Raw genomic sequence first — 21,888 nt, 5'->3', positions numbered from 1 at the left:
TCACCCTCCTACATATTCGATAGTGCTAATTTTAATTGTGGCACCAATTCATTTACTATCTCGTTTGTTGACTTATTTACTCCATTTATATTTATATTTATTGGATTGTTAATCTTTCCATTTCCTATATATGGATTATTGCGAGCTGGAATAACTGCTTCGTCTTTGTGCAAAATTGCATTATAGTTATTATATGGGACTCTTTCAATGCCATTGAAATGCCGACCTGATACATCTTCAGTAAATATCATATTTCTACCTGTTTTGTACAGAAGTTTTGTAGATTTTGGCTCTCTCTCACCACCTATCCAGTCAGCTAGCTTTCCAATCCCATCCCCTACCCATCCAATTATAGTTCCTAATCCCTCTAGTATAGGTTTTACAATGTTCCATACAGTTTCTATTGTAGCTTGGATTGCAGGGAAAGCCCATTCAAAAGCTTCCCAAAGAAATCTAACACCTTCTGAGATTAAGGATAATATAGGTTCTATAAATTCCCAGGCAGTACCCATTACACTCTTGATACCTTCCCATGCACCAACCCAATCAATGTTAAGATTAAATATTTTTTCACCTAACCAACCAAATTTATCAGTTATCCATCCTACTACACTACCTACAACTTCTCCTGCCATAGGTAAATATTCCAGTACTTTACCAAGAAACAAACCAGCTTTATCTATTACCCACCCTATACCAGTTGAGATATGCCCTACCCATGTATCAATTGTGGGACCAGATGCATTCATCCATTCTATCAGTTTTTCAAGATGTGGAAGAAGACTTTCTATTACCTTAAGACCTAAATCTTGTAATGTAGAATCAACAAAACCAGTCATAGTAGACCACATACCACTAGCAGATTTTGATAACGTAGCAGTTCCGCCTTCAAATTGAGATTTGAGTTTCTTATCTACAACTCCCATAAGTCCCAGTTCTTGAAGTTCCTCATCAGATACTTTTGCATTAAATTCCTTTAATTTTGCTATATCTCCATTCTTGGCATCTGCCAGTGCTTCAATAGCCATATTAATGTCCTTCCCAGGATTAAGAGAAGCCATATCCTCTGCTATCTTTACAAGTGACATGGCTTCTGATGTATTTCCCCCAGTAAGTTCTAAAGCTTTACTCCCTGCTTCGACTACTTCTGTAGATGAAAATGGAGTAATCTTAGCATTATCTCTCAATTGTTTCATAAAATCATCAGTTACTTTTTGAACTCCACTTTCATCTAGATCTTGATTGTTAATTCCGATTAAATGTTTCATTGATATTTGCTGTTTTTCAAGTTCAGCACCTGAGCTAAGTATTTCACTAACACCATATTTATTATCTAAATCTTTTAATTTTGAGAAGCCCTTTTTCACACTAGAGAAAGTTCCAACAGTTTTATCTTTGATTTTTACAACAGGTGAAAATACCTGCTTCCCAAAAGATCTTAATTTTTCATTAACACTTTTTATTCTTGATGTAACCATATCTTTATATGCCATAGCTATAACAAGCTTCCTTCTAAAAGGTGCTAGTGATCTCTTTAAATTATTGAGATTCCTTGTAGCAGCTGTATTATTTAGTCTAATCTGATACTTTCTATTATAGATTCTTTCAAGAGCCATTCTAGTCCTATCAACACTTTTTCTGAAATCTTCTTGCTCTTTTTTAATTATTTTTAATGTAGCACTTACATTATCTTTAATAGTTAATGTTGCCCCTAGTTTTGCCATCTTATCACCTACCTTTTCGATAATAAATTAGAGACCCTGATTGGTCTCTAATTTGTCATCATGAAATAATACTATTTCTTTCTTCAATATCTAAATTCATACTAGCAATAAAAAATATTTTTTCAACATTGCTCAATTCTAATAAATCATTAATTTTGTGCCCCCTCTGAATGTAATGATGTATCATATACAATTCAGAGGAAGCATTTATTAGTTTTTTATGTTTTTCACCACTTCAACACTATCAATATATCCTGCCATTCTTACTATTTCTTTAGAAATATTAGCAACTTCACCGGGATCAAATACTTCATCTACTATATCCATAGGAGACACTACTTTATACGCCTTATGCAACTCTGAATCTTTTAGAGATGGTTCTACTACACAATTATAAATTAAATGTCTATCTCCATCAGATTCGTCTTCCATATTCATAGAATCTAAAACCAATGATCTATCAGGCTTCATAATAGTAATAGTAGCATCTAAGGATTTTATATATAATTGTCTTAATTCCTTCTTATCTAGTTTTCTTTGTTCCGCTCTAGCTATTAAATCTTGTAATGTCACTTTCTTAGCTTTATTCTTATTCATATTATTTCACCTCTATTCTATCAGGAAAATCCACATCTGAAGGAGTGAATCCAAAAGGAAATTCCCTTTCTAATTTTTGTTTCATTTCAAATTGCATTAGAGTTAATTCATTAAACCATACATTGTTAATTACACATCTTTCAGAACCGTAAGCATCAGGATCTGCTAATTTTCCTATCAACTGACTCCTTACATCTCGTCCTTCCTTCCAAGCCTTTAGTAATTTAAGAACCCCTCTAGAGAATACATGCTTTACCTTAAAAGAGCCTTCTCCTTTTAGTCCAGTCATTTTAGAATCTGTATCTAAACTACCAGCTTGATATACATCTTCTCTTTCAGCAGTAATTTTTGCCTCAAATGATTCCACTTCAAACACTAATTCTCCATCCCACCAAATTTGTCCCCAACTTCCTGCTATTTGTCTATATCCAGGTACTTTATTAGCCATCTAAATCTCTCCTTTACATATAAATATAAAATTCTAAATCTTCCATAGTATCTACAAATTTAATACTAGCTTTTGCAAATACTTTACTTCCAGTATTAGCTTCTTTAATTTCCTGCTCAGTCATATCTTCAACACTTCTGCCATCTACTGTTGTATATCCCTTACCTAGCAAATAATTTCTTTGAGCATCTATATTAATTTCTGCAATATTTCCATAGGTAGGGTCTAATATATTATCCCTTTCTAATTCCTTGAAATAAGCATTAACAGCAGCTAAAAATAATATTTTATTGTCGTAAATATTATTAACCTTACCTACATAATGTTTTTCAAATGTATCTCTAATATCATCTCTCATTAAATCTATTGCATCAACTATTTTTATTTTCTTAAACTCTTCACCCTTAGTTGCAGTAGTTGTAGTTAATGAGTTTACTCCTCTTCCTATCTTAATTTTTTCACCATCATTAATTAAAATTAGCTGTCCTGCATCAATATCGGCATCAGGATCTTCATGTTCTTTAATACTAGTCACTTCATTTAGAGCACAATAAGTTGAACTCCTATCCAATGACATACCTGCAAATATCCCTGCTAATCTTGCTGAATATTGGGAAGTTGTATAATTAGTTCCACTTACTTCAATATCATTTGTTGTAAAGTTGATAATTCCTTCGTCATCAGCCACATTATTAGCTAATACAGCTTTAAATGTCTTTTTATTTACATTTCTTTGGGTTTTAATCCAAGTTGAAATATTTTGTACATCTGCATTGTCTAGCTCTGGAATGGTTAAATAATTCCATTTTTTATTCTTTAGCCTTGCTAATGCTGAATTATAATCAGTAGACTCCAGTCCAACTCTCTCTATAATAATTTTTGTTGGAGTACCCATAAATACCTTATCTATATAGTCTTTATTTTTAGAAGTCCAATCAGCAGACTCTACTTCTTCTATAGACTTATATATTTTAGTATCAAAATTTCCTGTAGCGTCTTTTAAAATCATTGCTACAACACCCTTAGAACTTCTTTGTATAGCGCTTGTGCCTCTCGTTCTAAATTCAATAATTACCTCTGGTAAACCCATAAATCATTCCTCCTCTAATATAAGATTTTGCATTAATTCTGCATCTTCATATCCATAAATTTTATCCACATCTAAGCTATCAATATAACTTATATCAAATTTAAACTGTAAAGTACCGTCAACTATTTGTCCTTCTACACTATCTAAGGTAATCACCCTATCTTTTATCCTTAGAGCTTGTCCAAATAATTCTTCCAATTGCTCTTGGATTTCTAGGTTCTCTAATTCTTCTTCATTATTTGGAAAATATCGAATTAGCACTGTTACTTTTCTATGATAGTGGGCTCTGTTAAGTCTCTCTCTAATAATAGGTGAAATTTCAACAAAAAAATAAGGTCTATCAAGACCTTCTTTAGTGTTAGTAGAATATATTTCAATTGTTGAAAAATTATCCTTTAGAATAGAGTCAATAGCTCTTTTTATATCTGTTAATTTCATAAACTCAACTCCTCAAGTGTCGAACCTAAGCTCTATCATTATAAAGATATTCTTTATATTCTAGAAAAACTATTTTCTAAATATAAATTAATCACCTCTCATCCTCCTTTGGTGGATCTCTAGAAAACAGTCCAAATAAAATTATTCTATGACTATCTAATTTATCATTCATCTTTTCACCTCCTTTTTATGATGATATCTATTTAAATATAATAAAATAAGTCAACGGGACATTCCATTGACTTAAATTTATCTGGGCTAGATATAAATCTATTCTATATTTAGTTGTATTGCATTTTTTAAACTTGATACATAACTTCATGATATCATAGTATCATCTATTTTCACTCAAAAGGTATCATATTTGTATCATTCTCCCAGTGAATTCCTGATATTAATTTAATTGTAATAGATTTCTTGAATTTAAAACATATTATCACAATATCATCATATCACCTATTTTAAATCAAAAGGTATCACATTTGTATCATATTCGTATCATATACCTAATTAACATAGTATTCGTCTAATCAAATTCACTTTAGATTTTTATTCAATACTTATTTAAAAAGAATAAAAATATTATTTAATCATAATATTTCTCTTTACAATATCATAAAAGAAAATCTTATGAATAAAATAAAATTATTACAAAATAAAGCTAGAGATGAATTTAGAAGATTAAATCAATTATAAATCTTATTTCCAAACAATATTTCCACTAATTTTAATTAACTACTGAAAACACTAAGTTTATGTGAATATTTACCATACTTATTTATTATGATATAATATTAAGGATGTAATACATGAAAAGAGGTGTTAAATAATGTTTATTGAAAACACTGAAGAATTAGCACAAAATAAATTACTTTTACTATATTTAATAAAATCAGCTGCTACTGTCTTCACTAATACTGAAATAACTGAATTTGTCTTAGAAAAAAATTATATGAATTTTTTCCTAGTTCAACAATACTTAAGTGAATTAATCGAGTCTAATTTTATAGAAATAATAAATAAAAATTCCAAGGAGGTATATTCTATCTTAGAAAAAGGTGAAATAGCTTTATCATATTTTGAAGATAGAATTCCAAATAAAATAAAAGAAGAATTGAACAAAGAATTCAATAGAATTGAAAAGAAAAATAAAATTGAAACTCAAGTGGTTGCTGATTACTTTGAAAAAGAAAATAATCAATACGTAGTAAACTTAAAATTAATGGAAAATGAAGATACCCTATTCAGTTTATACTTAGATGTGGCAACAAAAAAACAGGTTGATTTGATTTGCAATAGATGGAAAGAAAATCCAGAGTTTATATATCAAAATATAATTAACATACTTACAAATGAAAAAACAACTCCATTAGAGTAGGAGAATCCCATTAGGTTCTTTTCCTACTCTAATATTCTCTATTATTTGATTGTTTGACTCATCTATTATAGTTAAATCATCATTTAATATATTTGATATATAAAGCTTTGTTTTTCCGTCCCATTTAATATTGTTTGGCATCCCACCTAAGTAAATTTTAGAAATGTTTACTTCATCATCGATAAATACTCTATAAATATATCCATCTTCTACATTAGAGAGGTAAAACACTTCCTTTCCTTTTATTTTAACGAAATTAGCAAAAATTCCTTTTAGATCTATACTCATCATGGTCTTATAGTCTTCTATTTCTAGTTCTGATAAATTGCTGTAGTTAGTAACTCCATTATTAATATAAGATAAAACAAATAATCTTTTATCTTCTATGGCCATTTTTACTGGCTGTTTACTTAATGTTATTGATGAAATCTTTTCATTATTTAAGTCTAAAACATTTATTGTATAGCAGTTTCCATTTGCAATAAAGACTTTTAGACTATCTTCATCTATTTGAATATCTGTAGGTCTCTCTCCTACAGATATATCTTCTATTAAGGAAAATGTATTTTCATCAATAATCGATATGGAATTAGAATCGCTATTGGCAACATAAATTTTACCTTTAAATCTCTTTATACAGGTAGGATTTCTTCCTACTTTAATAAATTCTAATAATTTTATGTTTTCTATATCTAATTTCATAATAGAGTTATCGTAAGAGTTTGCGATATATATATATCCTTCTTCTCCCATATCTATGTCATATGGTCCCAGCTGATTATTTTCTTGAGTTGAATTATCTTCTTTTTCCTCTATAAGTTTAGATAGAAAAATAGTTTTGAGATTATAGCCGTCTTTCAATGTTAAGCTGTCTTCACCAGTATTAGCTACTAATATTTTATGGAAAGTCAACACATCACCCCCTGTATATAAGTAATTTATGCAGTAGGTGAGATATTGGTGAAATCTAAAAAACTACTGAGCCTAAGCTACAGTAGTTTTATTAATGTTCTTACTTCTCCAATTAAATATAAAGAACCGCCAAATACTATCATATCATCTTTTTCTGATAACTCTAAAGTTTTTTCTATAGCCTTTTTTATATCTTTTTCTACAAAAACATTTTCATTATATTTGGCTATCTCTTCTGCTAAATCCTCTGCATCTAGTTTCCTAGGCATATTAACTTCTGTAACTACAATTTTATCTGCAATAGGAGCTAGTAATTCAACCATATGAGAAGAATCCTTATCCTTTAATATTCCTACACCTAGAATCAGCTTATTATACTTAAATAGGCTAATAGCTTTCTTTAATTGAGCAATACCTTGTACATTATGAGCTCCATCAATTAAAAATATAGGATCTTTCTTCATAACTTCAAGTCTACCAGGCCATTTGGTCTTTATTAAACCTTCCCTTATCTGTTCTTCAGAAATATCTACGAATCCTTTCTCCTTTAAAATCAATAAAGTTGTCAAGGCTAAAGTAGCATTGTATATCTGATATTCACCTAACATGGAGATACTAATATCTTTCATACTTATCTCTCCATAATGAAAATCAAAACAGGCTCCAGCATCAGAAATCTCTTTTACTTTAATATTCTCCATTGGACATAGATGAAACTCTGCTTTCATTTCATCTGATACTTCTTTTATAATTTTCAAAGCCTCTTCTTCCTGCGGATAGGAAACTACTATACTATTTTTCTTTATTATACCAGCTTTCTGATAAGCAATCTTATCTAAAGTATCACCTAAAACATCTATGTGATCATAATCTATAGTTGTGATAACTGATGCTAATGGTGAAGAAATGATATTAGTAGAATCATATCTACCACCTAATCCTACTTCTAACACTATATAGTCTGCATTTTCTTCTTTAAAGTAAATAAAGCCTATGGCAGTAACTATTTCAAAAGTAGTAGGATGCTCAAAGCCTTCTTCTACCATGATATCAGCCTTTTCTTTAATAAGGCCAGTTATCCTTCCAAGGGTCTCATCTGGTATGTCTTGTCCATTTATTTGAATGCGTTCATTAAATCGTTCTATATAAGGTGAAGTAAATAAGCCTACCTTATATCCTCCAGATTCTAGTGCATGAGCTAGATAGGAGGAGGTGGAACCTTTTCCATTTGTTCCACCTACATGAATATATTTTAATCCTTCTTGAGGATTTCCTAAGAGACTCAAAAGCTTACCAATTGAATCTAGCCCAAGTCTTGATCCATATTTATTCTTGTCATTAATATATTCTAAAGCCTCTTGATACTTCATTTTAACCCCCACTTTATCTATTAGTTTTTATACTTTCAAGTCGCTCCATTACCTTTTCAAGCATTTCTTCGTATTTCTTTTGTTTTTCTTTTTCTTCAGCTACTACTTTTTCAGGAGCCTTCTTTACAAAGCCCTCATTAGATAATTTCCCTACTACTCTCTTTATTTCACCTTCAAGTTTTTCTTTTTCCTTCCCTAATCTTTCTATTTCCTTCTCAAAATCAATTAAATCTTTTAAAGGTAAAAACACCTCACATCTATCCAATACTACTGAAATATTATCTTCACCTATGCCATCTTTCGTATCTCTTATTTCTATTTCTTCAGCGGATGCAAGATTTAAGAAATATCTTTGACCATAATTAATGATATTCTTTATCTTTTCATTTTTTGTTACAAATATTTGTGTAGATTTTTTAGAAGGTACTATATTCATTTCAGCTCTAGCATTTCTTATACCCTTTATTCCTGATTTAATAAACTCAATAGCTTCTTCTGATTCAGGGAAATTTAGTTCATCCTTATATATTGGCCAAGAGCTTAAAATCAATGGTCTATCATTGTCTGGTAAGTGCTGCCAAATTTCTTCAGTAATAAATGGCATGAATGGATGAAGTAGCTTTAATATATCTTTTAAAACAAATAATAGAACTTTCTCAGCTGTTTGTTTACTAGATTCATTTTCTCCATATAATCTTGATTTAACCATTTCAATATACCAATCACAATATTCATCCCAAATAAAATCATATATTTTCTGTGCAGCCATACCTATTTCATATTTATCTAGATTTTCTGTGGCTTCTTTAACTACAGAATTTAATCTAGATAATATCCATTTATCTTCTTCCTCTAAACTATCTAAATTTAATTCTTCCTTAGCTACATCTTCTTCAAGATTCATAAGGACAAATCTAGTAGCATTCCATAGCTTATTAGCAAAATTTCTATTAGCTTCTACTCTCTCGGTGTAGAATCTCATATCGTTTCCTGGAGAATTTCCTGTAACTAAGGTAAATCTTAAAGCATCTGCACCATATTCATCGATTATCTCCAATGGGTCTATACCATTACCTAGAGATTTACTCATCTTCCTTCCTTGAGAGTCACGAACTAGTCCTGTCAAGAATACATCTTTAAATGGAACTTCTCCCATCTGCTCAATACTTGAGAATACCATTCTAACTACCCAGAAGAATATAATATCATATCCTGTAATTAGTACATCTGTAGGGAAGAAATATTCTAAGTCCTCTGTCTTCTCAGGCCATCCGAGGGTTGAGAAAGGCCACAAAGCTGATGAAAACCAAGTATCTAAAGTATCTGTATCTTGATGTAAGTGAGTACTGTTACATTTAGTACATTTCTCTGGTTTAGCTCTAGATACTATAATTTCTCCGCACTCATCACAATAGTATACTGGTAGTCTATGTCCCCACCATAACTGTCTGGAAATACACCAATCCCTAATACCCTCTAGCCAGTTAGTATAAATCTTTCCAAATCTTTCAGGTATAAAGTTTACTTCTCCATTCTTATATGCTTCTAAAGCCGGCTTAGCCAATGGCTCCATCTTTACAAACCATTGTTTAGAAATAAGAGGCTCTACTATTGTAGTACATCTTTCACAATGTCCTACTGCATTTTGATGTTCCTTAGTCTCTACTAAATATCCTTGTGATTCTAGATCAGCAACTATTTTCTTTCTAGCATCATATCTTTCTAATCCTTCATATATTCCACCATTGCTGCTAATAGTTCCATCTTCATTCATTATTATATACTGACCAAGTCCATGTCTCTCTCCTACTTCAAAATCATTAGGGTCATGAGATGGAGTAATTTTTACTGCTCCTGTACCAAATTCCATTTCTACATAATCATCAGCAATTATTGGTATCTCTCTATTCATTAGAGGTAGAATAGCAGTCTTTCCTATTACATCCCTATACCTTTCATCCTCTGGATTAACAGCAATAGCTAAGTCTCCTAACATAGTCTCTGGTCTAGTAGTTGCTATAACTATATATTCATTACTGTCCTTAATAGGATATCTAATATGCCATATATGTCCCTGTGAATCTTCATGCTCCACCTCTGCATCTGATATTGCTGTCTTACAGTTAGGACACCAGTTGATTATTCTATCTCCTCTATATATTAAGCCTTTATCGTATAATCTAATAAATACTTCTTCTACTGCTTTGCTAAGACCTTCATCTAAAGTAAATCTATCTCTAGTCCAATCACAGGAAACTCCTAATTTTTTCAGCTGATTTTTGATTGTACTTCCATATTTATGGGTCCAATCCCAAGCCTCTTCTAAGAATCCTTCACGTCCTAATTCTTCCTTGGATTTTCCTTCCTTATTAATTTTTTCTACTACCTTCGCTTCAGTTGATATACTAGCATGATCTGTACCAGGCAGCCAAAGTGCAGAATACCCTTCCATTCTCTTCCATCTAGTTAAAACATCTTGAATAGTATTATTTAGTGCATGGCCCATATGAAGGCTACCCGTTACATTTGGCGGCGGCATCATTATAGTATATGGCTTCTTAGTTTTATCAACATGAGCTACAAAATGATTATTATCATTCCAATACTTATAAAGTCTATCTTCAAAGTCTTTAGGATTATACGTCTTTGGTAAATTTTCTAACATTTTTATCTCCTCCTTCATTCAATTCACAATTTACAATGCACAATTCACAATTAAAACTCTTAAAACATAGGGTTCTACCACTAAAATGCTTCCTAAAAAACAATTTGAAGTATTTCAGAATGACAATAAATAAACCCTTCATCTTTACAATTGTAAGGACGAAGGGTAATTCGCGGTACCACCTTAATTCCATGGAAATATCCATGACTCTTAAATAAATATAAGGGTTTAACCCTTCAAGCTTACTTAGTTTCAGCTTGAACGCTCAAAAGCTACCTTCAGTAAATACTTAACTTAGGATCTCTCAGCCTAGAATCCTTTCTCTGTATAGGGTATTTACCTACTCTTCTTTATCAAAGCAAATCTAAAATTATTGATTTAATTATATATACATATTTTTTATTTGTCAACTATATCATTAACTGTATTGTGCTTCACTTTCATAAAAATAATCAAATAATTGATAAAAGCAATAATATTTAAAGCTACAGTTAAAGAAAATAAAACTGTAGAAATTAATTCAGGAAATTTAAACACTATAGATAATGTGGCCGCATAAAAAGACAAGGTTGCAATTTTACCGTATTTATTGGAAGGCATCACCTGTTTTCCTTTAAATAAATATAATATAGCTCCACCTAAAATCATCATTATTTCCTTAACTCCTAATGCAATCAATATCCAACTTGGAATTATACCCTTTGTCGTAAAACTAATTAGAATGGTAAATGTCATCAATTTATCTGCAATAGGATCTAACACTATGCCGAGTTTAGTACTCATATCATACTTTCTTGCAATATATCCATCTAATACATCAGAAATTCCAGCTAAAATAAATATCAGTCCTGCAAATAAAATATTTTTTTGAAAACTAGAATAAAAGAAGTATAAATAAACTGGAATAAGTAATATTCTTAAAATCGTTAACATATTTGGTATATTCATACGACTCCCCCTTTAACAACTAATTTGTAACCTTTACTATATTTTAGAATATTATAACATTAAATCATAGTTTCGTATACCCATATTATGTAAGGAGGGATAGGATGGCAGGGCTTTTTAAAAGGATTTCCTTTATTTTAATCCTAGTACTAATACTCTCATTAGGATTAACTGGATGTAAAAAAGAAGCTGAATTAAAAAATATTAGGTTAGTTGAGGTAACTCACTCTCTATTCTATACACCACAATATGTAGCTATAACTCAAGGCTTCTTTGAAGAAGAAGGGCTAAAGATCGAATTAATAAACGGAAAAGGTGCAGATAAAGTTATGGCTGCATTGTTAAGTAATGAGGCAGAAATAGGATTTATGGGGCCTGAAGCATCTGTATATGTGTACAATCAAGGAAGAGATAATTATGTAATTAACTTTGCACAATTGACACAAAGAGATGGTTCTTTTTTAGTAGGAAGAGAAAAAGATGATAATTTTACATTTGATAAATTAAAAGGCAAAACTGTAATCGGCGGCAGAAAAGGTGGCATGCCTGAAATGACTTTGGAATATGTAATAAAAAGTCATGGTCTAGAACTAGATAAAGATGTTGAAGTTAGAACAGACATACAATTTGATGTAATGGCGGGAGCTTTTGTTGGTGGAGAAGGTGACTATGTAACATTGTTTGAACCTGTAGCAGCTACATTAGAAAAAGAAGGTAGAGGATATGTAGTAGCTTCTATAGGTAAAGAAGGAGGATATATTCCATACACCTGCTACTCAGCGACCAAAGAATACATTGAAAAGAATCCAGAAATAATTCAAAAATTTACAAATGCTCTATATAAAGGCATGGTTTGGGTTCAAGAACATAGTAGTGAAGAAATTGCAAATGCTGTAATGCCACAATTCCCAGATACTGATAAAGAAATTCTAAAAACTTTAATAGAAAGGTATAGAGATCAAGATTCTTGGAAACCAGATTTAATCATTACAGAAGATGGATTAAATCATATGATGGACATAATGGAATTAGCAGGAGAACTAGATGAAAGAGCCGATTATAACAAAATAGTAACTACTGAATTTGCTAAAAAAGCTATGAAGTAGAAAAGGTCCCTAATTGGACCTTTCTATTACATTTAGAAATCTCAGCTACCTCAATATATTTTGATAGTATTGTAGATGCCTTTGTAGTATCAATAGATGATGTAATATTTATTTATTAAATATACCTTGCTATTAGTTAACAGTTATGCTATGCTTAATAAGAACTTAAATTAAATGTAAAAAGTAACATAATATATATTTCCATAGGTACTCGCAGTTTGCATACATGTGTAGAAATTTTATTATTAATTTATTACAGTAGTTTAAGAAATAAAATTTGGAGGTACACATTATGAAGGGTACAGTAAAATGGTTTAATGCAGAAAAAGGATTTGGATTTATTACAGGAGAAGACGGAAATGATGTTTTCGCTCACTTCTCACAAATCCAAAAAGAAGGTTTCAAAGCTTTAGAAGAAGGGCAAGAAGTAGAATTTGACGTAGCTCAAGGACAAAAAGGTCTTCAAGCTGAAAATATCGTTATAAAATAGTAAATATTTTACCCCTAGAATAGTTAATATTCTAGGGGTTTTTAATTAAGTACCTTTAACCAACTATCATTTCTATAAATTAAGAAGATTTTTTAATTCCACAACATCGATATTAATCGACATCTTTAATTCATATGTTTATAAATATAATCATAACTTATTCCGCCTATAGAGAAATTTCATATATGAAATCTCTCTATAATACCAACTCTATTCCCTTCCCCTATATTTCTTCATATCTTCTGCATCCTTTATTTCCAATCCCTTTTCTCCTGCTAAGGATTCCAGATGATGAGTGAATTCATGTAATAGAGTATCCTGTAACTTATCATACAATTCTTGTCTAGAGAGTCCATAACAGACCTTTTCAAAAGAGCCATAGTAGATCGCAATTCTTCTACCTGTTATACTTTTGATATATTCTCCCATAATATATAATTTATCTCTATCTCTACTCTCAGGATGAAGTTTATATTCTGGTAAAAGGATTATACCCTCATTAAGTTTATCGAAGAACTCCTTTGGTAATTCTTCTGCTATATCGTCAAGGATCTGATGAACCTCATCTATTGTCGGAAAACTATTCATATATAACGATTCCTTTCTTATATAAAATTTAAATAATATTATAACATATAAAATCTATTAATAACTATTTAATTAAATTAGTTATCTAATATTCCTATTCTTTGTTCTATTATTTCTATCTAAATATCGGCTTTTATCATGTCTTTACAAAGATTAATATCTTTATATATTATCTCATCCATCACTAGTTACGACAATTTCCAAAACTATCTTTTTCATAACCATTCCTTCCATAATTGCAAAGGAGACAGTTAACCTGTCCCCTTAGTCATATTAAAGTATTAATGCTGCTATAGTTCCAAATATCAATAATGGAATATTATAATGAATAAACGTAGGAACACAGGTATCCCAAATATGGTCATGCTGTCCATCTACATTTAATCCAGCCGTAGGTCCTAATGTACTATCAGAAGCCGGAGATCCAGCATCTCCCAATGCGCCAGCTGTACCTACTAAGCAAATAGTTGCGGCAGGACTAAATCCTAAAGTCATACATAGTGGAACAAATATTGCAGCTATTATTGGAACTGTTCCAAAAGAAGTTCCAATACCCATGGTAATTATTAGACCAATGAATAACATTATAAACGCTGCTATGGCTTTGCTTCCCCCCATCATACCTGCCGCAGCTTCTACTAAAGATTCTACTCCCCCAGTGGCTCTAATAACTGCACCATACCCAGAAGCAACTAACATTATAAAGGCAATAAATCCCATTAGTGAAATGCCACCGTTTAGCATTTCATCAAGTTCTTTCCATTTAAACGCACCAAATCCCATCATTATTGCTAGACCTGCTATGGCTCCAAGTGGAAGTGACTTTGTTATAATTTGTATAGCAAAGGCTGCAATCGCCCCAATTAAAGCCCCTATATGTTCCTTAGACATCCCCTCGTGCTTAATATCTGGTTTAGCTAATTTAATATCTTTATATTCTCTCGGCTTTCTGTAGGCTATTAATACTGCAATAAATAATCCTATTATCATACCTATACCGGGAAGTAACATTGACTTCCAAACCATATTTGTTTCCACATTCATACCATTATCTATTAAAGCGTCTCTTATTATATTATGAAATATAAGTCCAAAGCCTACTGGAAGCATTACATAAGGAGCCTTGAGGCCAAATGTCAATGCTGATGCTACAGCCCTTCTGTCAATTTTCAACTTATTCATAACAGAAATTAATGGTGGTATTAGTATTGGAATAAAAGCTATATGGACTGGAATCAGATTTTGTGAGAAACAAGCTACACCAGCTATTAACAATACAAATATTGCTCTTCTCCCTTCAACCATTTTTCCTATTTTTCTAGCTAATATGTCTGCAACTCCTGTCTTGCCAATGGCTACTGCTAAGGCTCCAAGTAATATATAAGATAACGCAGTTTCCGCATTACCACCCATACCACCAATTAGAGTAGCTATAGTATCTCCTAATGACATACCTGATAATACACCGCCTTTTAAAGCAGCTAGAATAAGTGCGATTAATACATTTAGTTTTAATAAACATAAGATAGTCATAACTAATACTGATAATACTACTGGATTGGTTAACATATTATCCCCCCTTGATTTTATTAAAATGATTAAGAAAAAATTATTGTGATATATGTTATTCATATTTCACAAATCATAGAACCGAAAAAAAGGATAAAAGGTCTAACTCAGTCACAAATTATCAATTGAATAAATTAAAAAGGATATATTGATCTAGAAATTTCTTAGTCAATATATCCTCTAATATAAATATTTTCTTGTTATAAATGTTCATTTCTCCATAATTCTTCGTATCTAACTGCATTATATTTTACTGTCTCTATTTCTTCTTTACTTACTTCCCTTCTAACCTTTCCTGGTGAGCCCATTACTAAAGAATTAGATGGTATAACTGCTCCCTCTGTAATCAATGCTCCGGCTGCTATTATACAATTATCGCCAATAACAGCCCCATTAAGAATTATTGATCCCATTCCAATTAAACAATTATTGCCTATTTTACAACCATGAACTACTGCATTATGTCCTATAGTAGTATAATCTCCGATTTCACAAGGAGTATTGGTATCTACATGTACTGTAGCATTATCTTGTATATTGGTGAATTTCCCAATGGTTATATAGCTCATATCCCCACGTGCCACTGCTCCATACCACATACTACTTCCTTCGCCTATGGTTACATCTCCTAAAACATCTGCTGTCTCAGCAATAAATCCTTCTGGATGTATATTAGTTTTCTTATCCTTTAAATCTCTTATCATATACTGTCTCCTTATTATATATTTCTTTATACTATTTGTTACCCTAATTATAGCATAATAAAACCCAGTAAATACTGGGTTTTTAAATTTATAGTTCTCCTTTTAAGCCTATTTCTTCCGCCACTTTTCTCATAGCGAGGATAGTTTCTCTAATTACATCATCTCTTTCCATCCCTAACATCTCTATACCTTTTTCAATAACAGATCTGTCTACCCCTGCCGCAAAAGCTTTATCTTTCCATTTTTTCTTTACAGACTTTGGCTCTAAATCTAATACAGATCTGCTAGGACGGAGAAGTGCTACTGCTGTAATAAGTCCAGTAAGTTCATCAATAGCATATAACACCTTTTCCATTTTTTCAATAGGTTCTATATCACAGCATATTCCAAATCCATGACTTGCTACTGCTCTTATATAATCCTCTGGATATCCTTCTTCTCTGAGAATTTCTTGCACCTTTATACAATGTTCCTCTGGATACATTTCATAGTCTAAGTCATGAATAAGGCCTACTATGGTCCATTTCTCTACATCTGGTTCATTGAAAATTTCAGCAAAATGCTTCATTGTTCCTTCAACTGCTAAAGCATGGCGAAGCAGACTATCCGATTTATTATATTTTTTAAATAATTCTAAAGCTTCCTCTCTAGTAGGTATTTTATTTGTCATTTGTTCCCCTTCTTTCTTTCTTTATCACTTTATTATATATAATAGGCTAGTGAACTTATGGTGTCAAGTATTATTGATTATAAGATTTAAATCCGTTAAAATTTATCACAACTTTATTTAAATGATGTTTTACCTAAGTAATTAGGTAAAATTTAATTATTGACGTAAATTAAGATTAATATTACAATATTCCTTATATCAAATGTACTATTGGCAAAACTCATATAGGAGGAACTAAAGATGAAAAAACCAAATAACGAATCAGTCTCCACAAATAAAAAACGAGAAACATTTTCATCCGGATTAGCAGTATTTTTTGCAACACTTGGCTCAGCAGTAGGATTAGGTAATATTTGGAAATTTCCTTACCTTGTAGGCGAAAACGGTGGCGGAGCCTTTGTATTAATTTATTTTTTATCCATATTATTAGTTGGTATGCCAGTAATGGTATCTGAATTTTATATAGGACGAAAATCTAGAAGTAATGCAGTCTCTGCCTTCACTAAGCTTAAAGCAAACCCAAAATGGAAGATTATTGGCTATTTTGGAGTAGCTGCTGCATTTTTGATTATGTTCTATTATAGTGCTGTTGCTGGATGGGTATATTCATATGTATTTAAAGCTATAAATGGTGCTTTTTCAAATCTTTCTAATTTTTCTTTTGAGCAAGCAACAAATATAGTAGAGAATCAATTCTTAACTACTACTGAAAGTCTATATTCTCCTATTATATGGCAAGGAATTTCCATTTTGGTTGTTGCACTAATATTAATTGGTGGAGTCAAAAATGGAATTGAAAGAATAACAAAGACTCTTATGCCTGTGTTATTTGTTCTCCTAGTAATCTCTTGTATAAGAGCCCTAACATTACCAGGAGCTAAAGCAGGTTTTAACTTTCTATTTAAAATAGACTTTTCAAAAATAAATCCATCTGTTATTCTTTCTGCACTAGGTTTGGCATTTTTTAAGCTCTCTCTTGGGATGGGAACCATGATCACTTATGGAAGTTATTTTACAGAAGATAATAATTTAATTCATACATCTGCTAAAGTTGCACTATCAGATACATTTGTTTCTCTATTAGCTGGAATTGCAATATTTCCGGTAGTATTCACCTTTGGAATGAGACCAAATTCAGGACCTAGTCTATTATTTAATACTATACCTTTAGTGTTTTCACATATCCCATTTGGTAATCTACTAATTATTGCTTTCTTTATTCTAGCATCCATTGCGGCTACTACTGCTTCCTTATCAATGGCAGAGGTTCCTATTGCCTTTATCACGGAGAAATGGAATATTAAAAGGAAATATTCAGTTATTATTGTATCATTATCTACGTTTATAGTAGGTGCCTTAACTGTACATTCTAGTAGTATTTTTGGACATGTAACGATCTTGGGAAAAAACTTTTTTGATTTATTTGACTATATATCATCTAATATTATTCTACCAGTTGGAGGACTCTTAATAGCAATTTTTGTTGGTTATTTTGTTAGCAAAGATAGCGTATTAGATGAGTTATCAAATAATAATAAGTTAAGCAACTCAAAAACTATTACTATCTATTACTTTGTTTTAAAATATATTTCACCACTACTTCTATTAATTGTATTTTTAAACTCATTAGGAATTATTTAAAATTTGGAGATAGGAATTATTTGCAGACTTCTTATCTCCATTTATTTCTATCTTTGTTCTATTGCAATTACTGAATATAGGTGTGAAAGTGGATTATTGTTTATATCGTCTCCAAAGGCATAGAGCATTTTATTGGCAATCTTTTTATATTTTTCTTCTTTAGTTAAATTGTATAGTTTAAATAAACTCATTATAGCCATGGAATTACCAGATGGTATAGCACCATCATAAACATCCTTTGGTCGCATTATTAACTGTTCTGATATATTGCTATAGAAAAATAATCCTCCATCTTTCGTATCTCCGAAGAGTTTTATCATATCTTCAGTTAATCTTACCCCTAGGTCTAAATATTTATTATCATTTGTTGCTTCAAATAGCTCAAGTAATCCATATATAAAGAATGAATAGTCTTCTAAAAAACCAACATTATAGCCTTCTCCATTTATATAAGTCGATAATAAATGGCCTTCTTTATCCATGGAGTTTTCTATTATAAAATCTGATGATTTTGTAGCTATTTTACTGTAGTCTTCATTATTAAATATTTGAGCTGCATGTGCTAAACTAGCTATCATTAAACCATTCCATGAAGTTAATATTTTTTCATCTCTATGGGGTTTAATTCTTTTATTTCTGTATTCAAAGAGTATCTTATTAGCTTTATCAAGATTTGATCTATCCAACTCTGATATCTCATTCAAATCATGTAAAATTAGATTAGGGTTATTGGAGCCTTCAAAATTTCCTTCTTCTGTAATATTATAGTACTTAGAATATAATTCTCCTATCTCCTCTCCCAAGACATTTAGTATTTCATCATAGTCAAATATATAAAACTTTCCCTCTTCTCCTTCTGATTCTGCATCTAATGCTGAATAAAATCCTCCTTCTGTAGATGACATATCTCTTATTACAAAGGCATATATCTTTTCTGCCACTTCTTTATATAATGATTTTCCGGTTATCTCATATGCTCTTGTATAGACAATTCCTAATAGTGCATTGTCATAGAGCATTTTTTCAAAATGAGGTATTAACCATTTTTCATCTACGGAATATCTATAGAAGCCGTATCCTATATGGTCAAAAATGCCTCCTTTATACATTTTTTCTAGAGTAATCTCTGTTATTTTCAAAGCTTCTCTATAGTTATTTTTTCTACTATGTTCTAAGAGAAACCATAGATATTGTGGCATAGGAAATTTGGGATAAGACCCAAATCCACCATTTTTTTCATCAAATATTCTCATTAATCCTTCTTTTGCATCATTATTCACTGTCTCTTTTATATTTCCTGTTTCATTTACTAGATATCTTTTCTTTACTTCTTCTAAGATATATTCTGATTCTTCCAATACCTTATCTTTATCATTTTTCCATAGTCTATTGATTTTATTAATTAAATCAATTATCCCTGTCATCCTGCTTCTAGTTCTCTTAGGAAAATATGTCCCCACAAAAAAAGGTTTTCCTTCTGGTGTTGCTAATATATTAAGCGGCCATCCACCAGATCCAGTCATGGCTTCAGAAAATGTCATATATACCTTATCAATATCTGGTCTTTCTTCTCTGTCTACTTTTATTGGAACGAAATATTTATTTAATACTTCTGCGACTTCTTCGTCTTGGAATGATTCTCTGTTCATTACATGACACCAGTGACAGGTACTATATCCGATGGATATAAATAGGGGTTTGTTTTCTTCTTTAGCTTTTGTTAGAGCTTCTTCACTCCAAGGATACCAATACACAGGATTATGGGCATGTTGCAAAAGGTATGGTGATTTCTCATGAATTAATCTATTGTGCACTCTATTTGAATCAGTCATACTATCAACTTCTTTCTATATCTTTTAGTTTATTATATCCAAAATAAAGGATACTACTTTTCATTTCAGTAGTATCCTTTATTTTACTTGATTATTATTTCAATTTTTATTTTATCAGATACCCTCATTAGGATTATAATTTATCGATAATCATTAAAATTTTATTGACATTGATAAAATATTTAATTATAATAAATGTATAAATTTAGTTTAGGGGGTAAATGTATGAATTACAAATCTGAAATGCAAAAAATCAAAAGATATTCACACAATTTGGAGGTTGTTTTGAATGCATTTTATTGGATAGCGATTGTTGCTGCCTGTGTGTCTTTAGTTGCTTTTATAGTTATTCTCTTAGTACCTGATTCGAACTTTGTAGTAAGTAAAAGCAGTACAGGGCACTCCGGATTTTACCTTGATGGATTGATTAGGTATAATCTTAATGAAATAACACATGAGGTTAATACGAAAAATATATATTCTTCAATAACAATAATATCAACATTAATTTTTGTTTTAGTTACCCCATTACTTAAACAATTATGCCTTATTCTAAAGACTATAGAAGATGCTAAACCCTTTTCAATACAAAACGCAAAAAGGATATCAATGGTTGGGCTCATATTACTTTTAGGCTCATTTTTAATTCCGGCGTCTCAAGTTTTTATGGCCAGTTCAGTGATAAATACTTTAAAAATTCAAAATGTAAGTACAAACTTTTCAGTAAACCTTTATTTAATATTAGCTGGGTTTATGATGTTTATACTTAGTGGTGTATTTAAGTATGGCAGTTACCTTCAGCATGAATATGATGAGACAGTTTAGGAGGATGATAGTATGGCGATAATTGTAAGACTTGATCGCATGATGGCAGATAGGAAAATATCACTTAACGAATTATCGGAGCTTGTAGGTATTTCAATTGTCAATCTGTCTAATCTTAAAACTGGAAAGGTAAAGGCTATAAGGTTTTCAACTCTCAATGCTATTTGCAGAGAATTGAAATGTCAACCAGGAGACATTTTAGAATATATAGAAAGTGACTATGAGGAAGATAATTGCAGCATGTAAAAATTCCTATTAATAACGGATATGGTGCCAATGGCAAGTTAACTTTTTACTGCGTCAAGAATACCCAAAAAAGCTATGAGATATAATCTCATAGCTTTTTTTAAGGGAACCCTTTTTATGGATTTATAGAGAGTTCAGTTTCAATATTCCTTTGAGAAAATTCATACCATACTGCATCTTTTTTTCCAAATTGTTCATTCATGAAAGAATCAAAGGACTCTTCCGTAACTGGTTCATTATTAATGAAATATGATATGATTAAGTTATCATCGCCTTGACTTGACTTACTGTACCCTAATATATCAGTTTCAAAGGCATCTGACTCCAATTTCAATTTTCCGGTTCCATTATCTGCCGCACCGCTTGAATAACTAAATGTTCCATCTGCTTTTAGCCCTTCTAAACCCCTGTACGCAATAAGGTATCCATAAACTGTATCATTCATATAATGCAAGACTTCATAAAACTCTGGTTCATCGCCTACTGATAATTCAAGAACAACAGCTTTGTCACCATCCATGTCTAGCACCGTAAAGTGCGTTACTTCGAAGATAGTGTCATAAATTCCTTCGTTAGTTAAAAAGCCATTCAGATATAATTTTTTCTTGTTATCTGTGCTAAAGAATTCAGTCTCGTTCTGCAATACT

Annotated in this window: 21 protein-coding genes and 1 other annotated feature; of the genes, 6 read left to right on the top strand and 15 right to left on the bottom strand. The window is 31.1% G+C overall.

Translation table 11 applies throughout. The annotated features are described in order from the left end of the window. Positions 1-8: 8 nt before the first annotated feature. From CIW83_RS16895 to CIW83_RS16875, 5 genes are all read right to left on the bottom strand, one after another. Positions 9-1,724, bottom strand: a complete 1,716-nt coding sequence (locus tag CIW83_RS16895) for a hypothetical protein (RefSeq protein ID WP_094903330.1) — start codon at positions 1,722-1,724, stop codon at positions 9-11. Positions 1,725-1,934: 210 nt separating this feature from the next. Then, positions 1,935-2,321 (bottom strand): hypothetical protein, encoded by a 387-nt coding sequence (locus CIW83_RS16890; protein ID WP_094903328.1) that lies wholly within the window; start codon positions 2,319-2,321, stop codon positions 1,935-1,937. A gap of 1 nt (position 2,322) precedes the next feature. After that, on the bottom strand, positions 2,323-2,769 hold the full coding sequence (locus tag CIW83_RS16885) for a phage tail tube protein (RefSeq protein ID WP_094903326.1): 447 nt from the start codon (positions 2,767-2,769) through the stop codon (positions 2,323-2,325). Between the two features lie 13 nt (positions 2,770-2,782). Beyond that, positions 2,783-3,859, bottom strand: coding sequence for a phage tail sheath C-terminal domain-containing protein (locus CIW83_RS16880; RefSeq protein WP_094903324.1), 1,077 nt, complete (start codon positions 3,857-3,859; stop codon positions 2,783-2,785). Between the two features lie 3 nt (positions 3,860-3,862). Beyond that, positions 3,863-4,297, bottom strand: coding sequence for a DUF6838 family protein (locus CIW83_RS16875; protein WP_094903322.1), 435 nt, complete (start codon positions 4,295-4,297; stop codon positions 3,863-3,865). A gap of 829 nt (positions 4,298-5,126) precedes the next feature. Between CIW83_RS16875 and CIW83_RS16870 the strand changes: the two genes are divergently transcribed. Next, complete coding sequence (locus CIW83_RS16870; RefSeq protein ID WP_094903320.1) at positions 5,127-5,675, top strand: DUF4364 family protein; 549 nt, start codon at positions 5,127-5,129, stop codon at positions 5,673-5,675. On the opposite strand, the gene CIW83_RS16865 is transcribed toward CIW83_RS16870, so the two are convergent. From CIW83_RS16865 to pgsA, 4 genes are all read right to left on the bottom strand, one after another. After that, entirely contained in the window at positions 5,667-6,587 is a 921-nt protein-coding gene (locus tag CIW83_RS16865) for a YncE family protein (RefSeq protein WP_094903318.1), read from the bottom strand. The two genes, CIW83_RS16870 and CIW83_RS16865, sit on opposite strands and share 9 nt — an antisense overlap. 77 nt (positions 6,588-6,664) lie before the next feature. Continuing rightward, positions 6,665-7,957 carry a folylpolyglutamate synthase/dihydrofolate synthase family protein gene (locus CIW83_RS16860; RefSeq protein ID WP_094903316.1) on the bottom strand — a complete coding sequence of 431 codons (1,293 nt, stop codon included), beginning with the start codon at positions 7,955-7,957 and terminating at the stop codon, positions 6,665-6,667. Positions 7,958-7,970: 13 nt separating this feature from the next. Then, positions 7,971-10,622 carry a valine--tRNA ligase gene (locus CIW83_RS16855; RefSeq protein WP_094903314.1) on the bottom strand — a complete coding sequence of 884 codons (2,652 nt, stop codon included), beginning with the start codon at positions 10,620-10,622 and terminating at the stop codon, positions 7,971-7,973. Positions 10,623-10,773: 151 nt separating this feature from the next. Beyond that, positions 10,774-10,988 (bottom strand) — a binding site (T-box leader). A gap of 33 nt (positions 10,989-11,021) precedes the next feature. After that, the gene (gene pgsA, locus CIW83_RS16850) at positions 11,022-11,570 is read right to left on the bottom strand and encodes a CDP-diacylglycerol--glycerol-3-phosphate 3-phosphatidyltransferase (RefSeq protein ID WP_094903312.1); all 549 of its coding nucleotides are present in this window, start codon (positions 11,568-11,570) and stop codon (positions 11,022-11,024) included. A 104-nt stretch (positions 11,571-11,674) separates the two neighbouring features. On the opposite strand from pgsA, the gene CIW83_RS16845 reads away from it, so the two are divergent. Continuing rightward, positions 11,675-12,676, top strand: a complete 1,002-nt coding sequence (locus CIW83_RS16845) for an ABC transporter substrate-binding protein (protein ID WP_094903310.1) — start codon at positions 11,675-11,677, stop codon at positions 12,674-12,676. Between the two features lie 292 nt (positions 12,677-12,968). Beyond that, a complete protein-coding gene (locus tag CIW83_RS16840) occupies positions 12,969-13,166 on the top strand; it encodes a cold-shock protein (protein WP_158220161.1) in 198 nt (65 codons plus the stop codon). Positions 13,167-13,376: 210 nt separating this feature from the next. On the opposite strand, the gene CIW83_RS16835 is transcribed toward CIW83_RS16840, so the two are convergent. From CIW83_RS16835 to CIW83_RS16820, 4 genes are all read right to left on the bottom strand, one after another. After that, positions 13,377-13,754, bottom strand: a complete 378-nt coding sequence (locus CIW83_RS16835) for a metallopeptidase family protein (RefSeq protein ID WP_094903306.1) — start codon at positions 13,752-13,754, stop codon at positions 13,377-13,379. 273 nt (positions 13,755-14,027) lie between these two features. Then, positions 14,028-15,323, bottom strand: coding sequence for a Na+/H+ antiporter family protein (locus CIW83_RS16830; RefSeq protein ID WP_094903304.1), 1,296 nt, complete (start codon positions 15,321-15,323; stop codon positions 14,028-14,030). Between the two features lie 200 nt (positions 15,324-15,523). Then, a complete protein-coding gene (locus CIW83_RS16825) occupies positions 15,524-16,027 on the bottom strand; it encodes a gamma carbonic anhydrase family protein (protein WP_094903302.1) in 504 nt (167 codons plus the stop codon). An 88-nt stretch (positions 16,028-16,115) separates the two neighbouring features. Further along, positions 16,116-16,697 carry an HDIG domain-containing metalloprotein gene (locus CIW83_RS16820; RefSeq protein ID WP_094903300.1) on the bottom strand — a complete coding sequence of 194 codons (582 nt, stop codon included), beginning with the start codon at positions 16,695-16,697 and terminating at the stop codon, positions 16,116-16,118. Between the two features lie 240 nt (positions 16,698-16,937). Here CIW83_RS16820 and CIW83_RS16815 point away from each other — a divergent pair, with 240 nt between their 5' ends. Further along, on the top strand, positions 16,938-18,338 hold the full coding sequence (locus tag CIW83_RS16815; RefSeq protein ID WP_094903298.1) for a sodium-dependent transporter: 1,401 nt from the start codon (positions 16,938-16,940) through the stop codon (positions 18,336-18,338). A 47-nt stretch (positions 18,339-18,385) separates the two neighbouring features. Here the strand turns inward: CIW83_RS16815 and CIW83_RS16810 are convergent, their stop codons facing one another. After that, a complete protein-coding gene (locus CIW83_RS16810; RefSeq protein ID WP_094903296.1) occupies positions 18,386-20,170 on the bottom strand; it encodes a thioredoxin domain-containing protein in 1,785 nt (594 codons plus the stop codon). A gap of 225 nt (positions 20,171-20,395) precedes the next feature. Between CIW83_RS16810 and CIW83_RS16805 the strand changes: the two genes are divergently transcribed. Both CIW83_RS16805 and CIW83_RS16800 read left to right on the top strand, forming a co-directional pair. After that, entirely contained in the window at positions 20,396-20,995 is a 600-nt protein-coding gene (locus tag CIW83_RS16805) for a DUF2975 domain-containing protein (RefSeq protein ID WP_158220160.1), read from the top strand. Positions 20,996-21,007: 12 nt separating this feature from the next. Further along, entirely contained in the window at positions 21,008-21,241 is a 234-nt protein-coding gene (locus tag CIW83_RS16800) for a helix-turn-helix transcriptional regulator (RefSeq protein ID WP_094903292.1), read from the top strand. A gap of 115 nt (positions 21,242-21,356) precedes the next feature. On the opposite strand, the gene CIW83_RS16795 is transcribed toward CIW83_RS16800, so the two are convergent. Beyond that, the gene (locus CIW83_RS16795) at positions 21,357-21,884 is read right to left on the bottom strand and encodes a hypothetical protein (RefSeq protein WP_158220159.1); all 528 of its coding nucleotides are present in this window, start codon (positions 21,882-21,884) and stop codon (positions 21,357-21,359) included. Between the last annotated feature and the right edge of the window lie 4 nt (positions 21,885-21,888).

The organism is Tissierella sp. P1, assembly GCF_002266425.1.
In the GTDB taxonomy this organism is placed as follows: domain Bacteria; phylum Bacillota; class Clostridia; order Tissierellales; family Tissierellaceae; genus Tissierella; species Tissierella carlieri.
Note: the sequence above shows the minus strand (reverse complement) of the source record. Positions and strands in the feature narration are given on the sequence as shown.

Coding starts and splice junctions, on each gene's coding strand:
- CIW83_RS16895 (WP_094903330.1), bottom strand. CDS start 1,724: ATGGCAAAACTAGGGGCAACATTAACTATTAAAGATAATGTAAGTGCT.
- CIW83_RS16890 (WP_094903328.1), bottom strand. CDS start 2,321: ATGAATAAGAATAAAGCTAAGAAAGTGACATTACAAGATTTAATAGCT.
- CIW83_RS16885 (WP_094903326.1), bottom strand. CDS start 2,769: ATGGCTAATAAAGTACCTGGATATAGACAAATAGCAGGAAGTTGGGGA.
- CIW83_RS16880 (WP_094903324.1), bottom strand. CDS start 3,859: ATGGGTTTACCAGAGGTAATTATTGAATTTAGAACGAGAGGCACAAGC.
- CIW83_RS16875 (WP_094903322.1), bottom strand. CDS start 4,297: ATGAAATTAACAGATATAAAAAGAGCTATTGACTCTATTCTAAAGGAT.
- CIW83_RS16870 (WP_094903320.1), top strand. CDS start 5,127: ATGTTTATTGAAAACACTGAAGAATTAGCACAAAATAAATTACTTTTA.
- CIW83_RS16860 (WP_094903316.1), bottom strand. CDS start 7,957: ATGAAGTATCAAGAGGCTTTAGAATATATTAATGACAAGAATAAATAT.
- CIW83_RS16855 (WP_094903314.1), bottom strand. CDS start 10,622: ATGTTAGAAAATTTACCAAAGACGTATAATCCTAAAGACTTTGAAGAT.
- pgsA (WP_094903312.1), bottom strand. CDS start 11,570: ATGAATATACCAAATATGTTAACGATTTTAAGAATATTACTTATTCCA.
- CIW83_RS16845 (WP_094903310.1), top strand. CDS start 11,675: ATGGCAGGGCTTTTTAAAAGGATTTCCTTTATTTTAATCCTAGTACTA.
- CIW83_RS16840 (WP_158220161.1), top strand. CDS start 12,969: ATGAAGGGTACAGTAAAATGGTTTAATGCAGAAAAAGGATTTGGATTT.
- CIW83_RS16835 (WP_094903306.1), bottom strand. CDS start 13,754: ATGAATAGTTTTCCGACAATAGATGAGGTTCATCAGATCCTTGACGAT.
- CIW83_RS16830 (WP_094903304.1), bottom strand. CDS start 15,323: ATGTTAACCAATCCAGTAGTATTATCAGTATTAGTTATGACTATCTTA.
- CIW83_RS16825 (WP_094903302.1), bottom strand. CDS start 16,027: ATGATAAGAGATTTAAAGGATAAGAAAACTAATATACATCCAGAAGGA.
- CIW83_RS16820 (WP_094903300.1), bottom strand. CDS start 16,697: ATGACAAATAAAATACCTACTAGAGAGGAAGCTTTAGAATTATTTAAA.
- CIW83_RS16815 (WP_094903298.1), top strand. CDS start 16,938: ATGAAAAAACCAAATAACGAATCAGTCTCCACAAATAAAAAACGAGAA.
- CIW83_RS16810 (WP_094903296.1), bottom strand. CDS start 20,170: ATGACTGATTCAAATAGAGTGCACAATAGATTAATTCATGAGAAATCA.
- CIW83_RS16805 (WP_158220160.1), top strand. CDS start 20,396: ATGAATTACAAATCTGAAATGCAAAAAATCAAAAGATATTCACACAAT.
- CIW83_RS16800 (WP_094903292.1), top strand. CDS start 21,008: ATGGCGATAATTGTAAGACTTGATCGCATGATGGCAGATAGGAAAATA.